Source organism: Longimicrobium sp., assembly GCF_036387355.1.
In the GTDB taxonomy this organism is placed as follows: Bacteria; Gemmatimonadota; Gemmatimonadetes; order Longimicrobiales; family Longimicrobiaceae; genus Longimicrobium.
On record NZ_DASVTX010000221.1, the window covers coordinates 1 to 2,487 of the forward strand.

Below are 2,487 nucleotides of genomic sequence, written 5' to 3' on the forward strand. Positions count from 1 at the left end.
CGGGAAGGGAACAGCACGACGGTCGCGTTCGGCACCGAAGTGATCGCCCGTGCAGGGCAGCCTCACAGCAGTACCGTGAGGCTTTCAGCCGTTGTTGCGGCGACTTCAGTCGCTCAGCCGGGCTGGAGCCAGACCCACCTCACCACCCCGCCGAGCCATCCGCCGGGTCGGTTGAAGCCCCGATCGTGGACGCGACAGCGGCCACGAGTCGGGGCTTACCGCTTCTGGAGCGGCGGATTCATCCGCTCAGGCCGGGGCTACGCCGATCTCTGCTCGCCCACACCGTCACCCGCCGCCCCGTGCAGGTGAAGTCCCCCCGTCTGTTTGGGGGGACTTTCCGCCGTTGTTGCGGCGAATTCATTCGCTCAGCGAGGTTGTGGCTTCCGCCGGATCCCTCGCCCGCGCAGGAGCAGCCTCACAGCAGTACCGTGAGGCTTTCAGCGGTTGTTGCGGCGAGTTCACTCGCTCAGCCCAGCCTCAGCCCAGCCTCAGCCCAGCCTCGGGCCGGCCGGACCAGGCTACGCAGCCGGCCCCAACCCTCCGCCCGCCCCAACCCTCCCCCAGTCTGTTTTGGGGGAGGGTTGGCGAGTAATGCGAGCCCGGGTGGGGGCCGCCCCGGCCTCGCCGCCCCGCGCCGAATTCCCCCGCGCACTTTCACCCTCCGGCCCGGCGCCCCACATTGTCGCGCCGCGCCCAGCCACTGGCGCGACTTCCATCGCACATCACGAGGACCGGAGCCGATGTCCGTCGAACTTCCCGAGTCGCTGAAGGACCTTTCCTGGGAACTCCCCCGCAACTTCCTGGGCCTGGAAGGCGATGACGCGAGCTGGCAGAACGCCGGCGTCGTCATCCTCCCCATCCCGTACGAGTCCACCGTCTCGTACCAGGGCGGCACCAAGCTGGGGCCCGACGCCATCATCCAGGCGTCGCGGTTTATCGAGCTGTACGACCAGGAACTGGATACGGAGCCCGGCCCGGCCATCGGCGTGTGCACGCTCCCCGCGCTGCACCTGACCAGCGCCGGTCCCGAGGCCGCCGTCCACGAATTGCGCGAAGCGTACGACGCCATCCTGGCCGAGGCGGGCGACCGCTTCGTCATCGGGCTGGGCGGCGAGCACAGCATCAGCAGCGCGCCCATCCTGGCGTACGCGGCCCGGCAGGCGGAGGGCCGCAAGCTCTCCGTGCTACAGTTCGACGCCCACGGCGACCTGCGGATGGAGTACGAGGGATCGCCCTACTCGCACGCCGCCGTGATGGCGCGCATCATCGACACGTGCGACCTGGTGCAGGTGGGCATCCGCGCCATCACCAGCGAGGAGCGCGCGCTGATCCGCGAGCGCGAAGGCACCATCACCACCATCTTCGCCGATGAGATGTGGGACAACGAGGCGTGGATCGACCGCGCCCTGGCCGCGCTGGGCGACGACGTCTTCATCACCTTTGACGTGGACTACTTCGATCCCTCGCTCATGCCCGCCACGGGCACGCCGGAGCCTGGCGGCATGACCTGGTATCCCACGATGAAGCTGCTGCGCCGCGTGTTCGAGACAAAGAACGTGGTCGGCGCGGACGTGGTGGAGCTCGCGCCCATCGGCGGCAACGCGGCGCCGGACTTCGTGGTCGCCAAGCTGGTGCACAAGATGGTGGCGTACCGCGGCCTGGCCGCCAGCCGCGGCTGACACAGCGCGGGTGGATGGATGAAGAGCGGCCGGCGGAGTTTTCCGCCGGCCGCTTCTCTTTTCCTCGATCAAACGCCACGGATCGCGGACGATGTGGATTCCGGGCATGCTTCCCGCTCAACAAGGCGGGTGAACGAAGCCGAACCCGATGATCAGGAGAGCTGAATGCCGCGCGAAGTGACGGATGGGAACGGGACGACGTGGAGCTGCGTGGAGGCGTACGCGGGGCTCGACCCGGAGGGAAAGAGTGAGGCCGCGCGGGTTGAGGGCACCGACCGGTTCCGCGTGATCGCCACCCCCACGGGCGGCGCGCAGACCGTGGAAATGGAGCTGCCCGCCGGCTGGTCCGACAACCTCTCCGACGACGAACTCGTACAGCACATCGAGAAGTCCGCCTGACAGGCAGCCGGCCGAGCGGGAGATCGCCGGAACAATCGCGGGTCAGTTGTAGCCTCGAACGGCGCCTGTGGGCGACGTGTCGGGGCTTCCCGCGGTTCGAGCGGCGGATACATCCGCTCGGAGCGCGCACCGCCTTGTAAGCGAAAAGAGGCCGTGCACCGCCATCCGCGGTGCACGGCCTTCCGCTCGTCATCACCCGCGGGGTGGAGAATCAGCGCGGGGCCGTGAGGACGGAGGCGAGGTGGGGGAGCACGGTTCCCAACCGGTCCTCCACCTTGACCGCCGCGCAGTCATCCGCGCGGGTGGGGCCCACGTTGACGACGGCGATGGGAATGCCGTCCTGCTGTGCCCGGTAGATGAAGCGGCGCCCCGAGTACACCGTGAGCGACGACCCCGCCACCAGCAGCAC

2 protein-coding genes and 1 pseudogene are annotated in these 2,487 nt (G+C 68.8%); 2 read left to right on the top strand and 1 reads right to left on the bottom strand.

The features are described 5' to 3' along the window. The first annotated feature begins 740 nt into the window (after positions 1-740). Together speB and VF665_RS09795 are read left to right on the top strand one after the other, a co-directional pair. On the top strand, positions 741-1,679 hold the full coding sequence (gene speB, locus VF665_RS09790; protein ID WP_331053239.1) for an agmatinase: 939 nt from the start codon (positions 741-743) through the stop codon (positions 1,677-1,679). 165 nt (positions 1,680-1,844) lie between these two features. Beyond that, the gene (locus VF665_RS09795) at positions 1,845-2,078 is read left to right on the top strand and encodes a hypothetical protein (protein WP_331053240.1); all 234 of its coding nucleotides are present in this window, start codon (positions 1,845-1,847) and stop codon (positions 2,076-2,078) included. 211 nt (positions 2,079-2,289) lie between these two features. Here the strand turns inward: VF665_RS09795 and VF665_RS09800 are convergent. Beyond that, a pseudogene (locus VF665_RS09800) lies at positions 2,290-2,487 on the bottom strand (NAD-dependent deacetylase); the annotation flags it as partial.